Genomic DNA, 5,688 nt, shown 5'->3' on the forward strand with positions numbered 1-5,688 from the left:
CTGATGTTCAAGGGCACCGAAAAGGTTGCCCCCAACGCCTTTTCCGGCATCGTCGAGGCGCAGGGCGGTGATGACAACGCCTTCACCTCCTGGGACTACACCGCCTATTTCCAGCGCATCGCCGCCGACCGGCTGGACCTGGTGATGGAGATGGAAGCCGACCGGATGCGCAACCTGCGCCTGACGGAAGAGGATGTGACGACCGAACGCCAGGTCATCCTGGAAGAACGCGCCCAGCGCACCGACAGCGATCCGGGCGCCCTTCTGATGGAACAGATGCGGGCGGCCCAGTTCCTGAACCACCCCTACGGCATTCCGATCATCGGCTGGCGCCACGAAATGGAGCAGCTCAGCCGCCAGGATGCCCTCGACTACTACGAACGCTTCTACGCCCCGAACAACGCCACCCTGGTCATCGCCGGGGATGTGGAACCCGAGGCGGTCCGGGCGCTTGCCGAACAGCATTACGGTCCGCTTCAGCCTTCGGACGCGATCGTGCCGCGCGACCGCGCGCAGGAACCGCCACAACTGGCCGAGCGTCGGCTGGTCTTGGCAGACGAGCGCGTCTCTGACCCTTACGTCTTCCGCACCTACGTCGCCCCCGAGCGTGACCCCGGCAACCAGACCGAGGCTGCGGCCCTGACCGTCCTGGCCGAGCTTCTGGGCGGCAATGGCCAGACCTCGGTCCTGGCGCGGGCGCTGCAGTTCGACGCTCAGGTGGCGGTCTTTACCAGCGCCTTCTACAGCGGCACCTCGATCGACGACGCGACCTTCGGCGTGGCCGTGATCCCCGCCCCCGGAGTCACCCTCGAGGCAGCCGAGGCCGAGCTTGACCGTGTGCTGGCCGAGTTTCTGGAGAACGGCCCCGACCCGGCCGCGCTGGAGCGTATCCGCACTCAGGTCCGCGCCGGCGAGATCTACGCCCGCGACGATGTCGAAGCGCTTGCGCGGCGCTATGGCGAAGGCTTCAGCGTCGGGCTGACACTGGCCGACATCGAAGGCTGGGACGAGGCGCTGTCCGCGGTGACCGAGGCCGATATCCTGGCCGCAGCCCGCAAGGTGCTGGACCGCCGCAAAGCCGTCACCGGCTGGCTGACCCAGGCCGAAGCCGCCCCGGCCGAGGTTACCCCCGCCGCCGCCGCCCCCGTCGCCGCACCGGAGGTCCAGGAATGATCCGCGCCGTCTTCGCCGCCGTTCTGGCGCTTGCCCTTCCTGCCCAGGCCGAGATCCCGATCAAGGAAGTCACCTCGCCCGGTGGCATCACCGCCTGGCTGGTCGAGGATCACAACATCCCCTTCACCGCGCTGGAAATCCAGTTCCGCGGCGGCACCTCGCTTGAGGCCCCCGACAAGCGCGGCGTGGTCAACCTGATGACCGCCACTTTGGAGGAAGGTGCGGCCGATATGGACAGCCGTGGCTTTGCCGAGGCGCGCGATGCGCTTGCGGCCAGCTTCAGCTTTGACGCCGGGACCGATTCGGTCGGCGTGTCGGCGCAGTTCCTGACCGAAAACCGTGACCAGGCCATCGACCTTCTGCGTGCGGCGCTGGTCTCTCCGCGCTTTGACCAGGATGCGGTTGACCGGGTGCGGGAACAGGTGCTGTCGAACCTGCGCTCGAACGAAAAGGACCCCGGGACCATCGCGTCCGAACGGTTCGACCTTCTGGCCTTCGGCGACCATCCCTACGGCTCGTCGGGGGACGGGACCGTTGAGACGGTCACCGCACTGACCCGCGACGACGTGGTGGCCGCACACAAGGCGGCGCTGGCGCGTGACCGGGTCTTCGTCGCGGCGGCAGGCGACATCACCGCCGAAGAGCTGGGCCTCCTTCTGGACCGGCTGCTGGGCGACCTGCCCGCCACCGGCGCGCCGCAACTGACCGAGGCACCCTGGTTGCTGCCCGCCGGCATCACCGTGCAGGACTTTCCCTCACCGCAGTCCACCGTCTTTTTCGGCCAGCGCGGCATTCCCCGTGACGACCCCGATTTCTTCCCGGCCTTCGTCCTGAACGAGATGCTGGGCGGCGGTCGCTTCACCGCGCGGCTGATGACCGAAGTCCGCGAAAAGCGCGGCCTGACCTACGGGATCGGCACCTACATCGTGAACATGGACCACGCCGACATGCTTCTGGGGCAATTCTCCGCCTCGAACGACAAGGTCGCCGAGGCCATCGAGGTGGTGAAATCCGAATGGGGCCGCATCGGACGCGAAGGTGTGACGCCGGAGGAGCTTGAGGCGACCAAGACCTATCTCACCGGGTCCTACCCCCTGCGTTTTGATGGCAACGGGCCGATTGCAAGCATCCTTGTGGGCATGCAGATGGACGGGATGCCCATCGACTACGTCACCACCCGCAACTCGAAGGTCGAGGCCGTGACGATGGAGGACATAAAGCGCGTCGCAGCGGAACTTTTCGATCCGGACGCGCTGCACTTCGTCGTGGTGGGCCAGCCGAGCGGCCTTTAGGTGGCTTCGGTTCGGCAGATTGACCGGGAAACTATCCCCTTCCCCCTGCCAGACCCTTGGTCTACCAATTCTGCATGACGTGGAACATTCCCAACACGCTGACCGTGCTTCGCTTGCTGGCCGCCCCTGGCGTCGCCTTGATGTTCCTGTATTTCCACCGGCCTTGGGCTGACTGGTTCGCCCTGGCTCTGTTCGTCAGCGCGGCGCTGACCGACTGGTTCGACGGCTACCTCGCCCGGCTGTGGAAGCAGGAATCCAAGTTCGGCGCGATGATGGACCCCATCGCCGACAAGGCGATGGTGGTGATCGCGATCATGATCCTGACCGGCTACAACGGGATGAACCCCTGGCTGATCCTGCCCGCGACCCTGATCCTGTTCCGCGAGGTCTTCGTCGGCGGGTTGCGGGAATATCTGGGCGACAAGAGCGGGCTTTTGAAGGTCACCAGGCTGGCCAAGTGGAAGACCACCGCGCAGATGATCGCGATTGCCGTGCTGTTTCTGGGGACGGGGCTCGACTACCAGAACGCCCTGGCGCTGGAAGGCATGACCGCGGAACAGCACATGGCCGCCGTCGCCGCCGGTCAGGCCGAGGCGATCCGCACCTGCGGCAACCGCGACTGCGCGTCCTATGCGAACCTTGTGGGCATCTGGCTGTTGTGGCTTGCAGCGCTGCTGACGGTGCTGACTGGGTGGGAGTATTTCTCAAAATCGCTGCCGTTCTTGCGGGAAGACAAGTGATCGACGTGCTTTACTTTGCCTGGGTCCGGGAACGGATCGGCCTCCCGCGTGAGCGGCTGGAAACGTCGGCGACGACGGTCGCCGAACTCGTCGCCGAGTTGCGCAGCCGGGAGGCACGCTATGACGCGGCCTTCGCCGACCTGTCATCGCTGCGGGTCGCGCTGGATCAGGAACTGTCCTCGTTCGATGCGCCGCTGGCCGGGGTCCGCGAGGTCGCCTTCTTCCCGCCGATGACCGGAGGCTGACATGCGGGGGGCTGACATGCGGGTCGCGGTCCAGTCTCAGCCGTTCGATGTGGGGGCCGAGGTGTCAGCCTTCACTGCCGCGGTGCAAGGGGCGGGCGCGGTGGTCAGCTTCACCGGCCTTGTGCGGGACGAGGGCGGGACGCTGTCCGGGATGGAGATCGAGCATTACCCCGGCATGACCGAAAAAGCGATCCGGGGAATCGCCGAAGAAGCCGTGTCCCGCTGGTCGCTGGCCGACGTTCTGGTGATCCACCGGCATGGCAAGCTGCGGCCGGGCGAGGCGATCATGATGGTCGCCACCGCCGCGCCGCATCGGGCGGATGCCTTTGCGGCGGCAGAGTTCCTGATGGACTACCTGAAAAGCCGGGCGCCGTTCTGGAAGAAAGAACTGGGGGTCGGGGGTGAGGCCTGGGTGGCCGCCAAGGATGCCGACGAGGACGCCCTGAAGCGGTGGTAGTGGCCACGCACAGCACCCCCCTCACCCTGACCCTCTCCCCCGGGGGGAGAGGGGACGCCTGGGTCAGCCGCCAGAGCCCACAAATCCAAAGCGGGATTGCCAGGTCGGCTGCAGATCCAGCGGCTGTGCCTGCGCAAGGTAGACCGCACGGGCGATGGCGCGGGCCAGGCAGGTGGCGGCGGCGTGGCCAAGCTGGAAGGGGTCAGTCACGGGATCTTGCAGCGGTTTGCCTCCGGTGGCGACGCTGAACACCAGGTCGCCGTCCAGCGGCGTATGCGACGGCACCAGCGCGCGGGCCATGCCGTCATGGGCGGCCACAGCCATGCGGTGCACCTGAGGCTTGGTCAGGGTGGCGTTTGTGGCGACGATGGCGATGGTTGTCGCCTCGCCCAGCCGCTTGCGCGGCAAGGGTGCGTCCTGGGCGATCATGGGCGCGGGGCCAAGGCCGCCGAACTCGCGGCCCACCTCCCACGGGGCAGCCCAGAAATGCGGCGTTTCCCCGACAGTCGCCTGGCCAAGGGCGTTGACGACGACCAGCGCCCCCACCGTCAGTCCGGACGGCAGGACACAGGAGGCCGAGCCAAGGCCGCCCTTGAGGCTGCCGGTCATCGCCCCGAACCCCGCGCCTGCGGTGCCAAGCGCAAAGTCCTGCGCGGCGGCGTCATAGGCCTTGCGCCCCAGGGCAGGGTAAGGGCTGTCGCCCCAGTCCTTGTCGCCCCCGTTCAGCAGATCGAAAATGATCGCCCCCGGCACGATGGGGACACGGACCGGACCGACGGCAAAGCCCCGCCCAGCCGCGCGCAGACCCTCCATCACGCCTTGCCCGGCATCCAGACCGAAGGCCGACCCCCCGGCAAGGAAGATCGCGTCGACCTCCTGCACCATGCGGTCGGGGGCAAGAAGATCGGTCTCCCGCGTGCCGGGAGAGCCGCCCATCACGTGGACCGCCGCCACGAAAGGCCGGTCGGAAGTCAGCACGGTGACGCCCGAGCGCAACGCCGCATCATCGGCATGACCGACGCGAAGGCCGGGGACGTCAGTGACAAGGTTCAGAGGGCCAGGGTGCATGGCGGCGAGACTAGGCGCTCAAGCCGCCATCGGCAACCGAGGGAAGCCCGACCCGGGCAGGGCCCGGGGCGCGCGCGGTTTGGCTGATCAGAAGTCGAAGATGTCGCTCAGGAAACTGTCCTTGCGCTTCTTCTTGTAGCGATAGTCGTCGTCGTCATCCTTGTACCGGCGACGGTCATCCTCGCGGTAGCCTTGCGGGGCGCGCGGCTCGGGCTGGTAGACGGGGGCCGGATGGGGGGCCGGATGGGGCGCCACATGCTGCTGGATCGCCTGCTGCGGGGTCGGCGCAGGCGCGGCAGCGGGGCCGCCCAGCGAACGCTCGATGATCTTGTCAAGCTCGCCCCGGTCCAGCCAGACACCACGGCATTTCGGGCAATAGTCGATCTCGACCCCGCCACGATCCGCCATCACCAGGGTTTCGTTGTCGACCGGACAGCGCATTTGCAACTCCCATTCATGTTCACCGGCTTTAGATGGGGTCGCAAACCGGCCAAGCAAGGGTCGAAAACGGACTTGCGCGAATTGTCGCGAAGGCGCATGGATGGGGGGAGCCGTGGCGATGGCGTCGCCACAGGGGCCGGTTTCGAAAGAACGGAGCCCCGACGCTTGTGGGGACATCCCCGCTTCCGTCCTGTACGCCGGGACCTTTCGGGGTCCCTTGGGCATATGTCCTGACCCCTGGAAATGAGGTCTAGGAAATGTCGTTGAACCGT

At 66.9% G+C, this 5,688-nt stretch carries 7 protein-coding genes; 5 read left to right on the forward strand and 2 right to left on the reverse strand.

Annotated features, from left to right (window positions below; all coding sequences use genetic code 11):
- From U1E69_RS04785 to U1E69_RS04805, 5 genes are all read left to right on the forward strand, one after another.
- Positions 1–1,173 (forward strand): pitrilysin family protein (locus tag U1E69_RS04785; RefSeq protein WP_322243216.1); only part of this gene is annotated, 1,173 nt, incomplete at its 5' end.
- Complete coding sequence (locus U1E69_RS04790) at positions 1,170–2,465, forward strand: pitrilysin family protein (RefSeq protein ID WP_322243217.1); 1,296 nt, start codon at positions 1,170–1,172, stop codon at positions 2,463–2,465. The genes U1E69_RS04785 and U1E69_RS04790, both read left to right, overlap by 4 nt.
- Before the next feature lie 74 nt (positions 2,466–2,539).
- A complete protein-coding gene (gene pgsA, locus U1E69_RS04795; protein ID WP_322243218.1) occupies positions 2,540–3,205 on the forward strand; it encodes a CDP-diacylglycerol--glycerol-3-phosphate 3-phosphatidyltransferase in 666 nt (221 codons plus the stop codon).
- A complete protein-coding gene (moaD, locus tag U1E69_RS04800; RefSeq protein WP_322243219.1) occupies positions 3,202–3,450 on the forward strand; it encodes a molybdopterin converting factor subunit 1 in 249 nt (82 codons plus the stop codon). The genes pgsA and moaD overlap by 4 nt, the downstream gene beginning before the upstream one ends.
- Before the next feature lie 16 nt (positions 3,451–3,466).
- Positions 3,467–3,907, forward strand: a complete 441-nt coding sequence (locus U1E69_RS04805) for a molybdenum cofactor biosynthesis protein MoaE (protein WP_322243222.1) — start codon at positions 3,467–3,469, stop codon at positions 3,905–3,907.
- A 63-nt stretch (positions 3,908–3,970) separates the two neighbouring features.
- Here U1E69_RS04805 and U1E69_RS04810 read toward each other — a convergent pair whose 3' ends face one another.
- Both U1E69_RS04810 and U1E69_RS04815 read right to left on the reverse strand, forming a co-directional pair.
- Positions 3,971–4,975, reverse strand: coding sequence for a P1 family peptidase (locus U1E69_RS04810; RefSeq protein ID WP_322243220.1), 1,005 nt, complete (start codon positions 4,973–4,975; stop codon positions 3,971–3,973).
- Positions 4,976–5,062: 87 nt separating this feature from the next.
- Positions 5,063–5,416 carry a zf-TFIIB domain-containing protein gene (locus U1E69_RS04815; RefSeq protein WP_322243221.1) on the reverse strand — a complete coding sequence of 118 codons (354 nt, stop codon included), beginning with the start codon at positions 5,414–5,416 and terminating at the stop codon, positions 5,063–5,065.
- Positions 5,417–5,688: the final 272 nt, after the last annotated feature.

Origin of the sequence: Tabrizicola sp. (genome assembly GCF_034366665.1) — a bacterium.
Lineage (GTDB): Bacteria > Pseudomonadota > Alphaproteobacteria > Rhodobacterales > Rhodobacteraceae > Tabrizicola.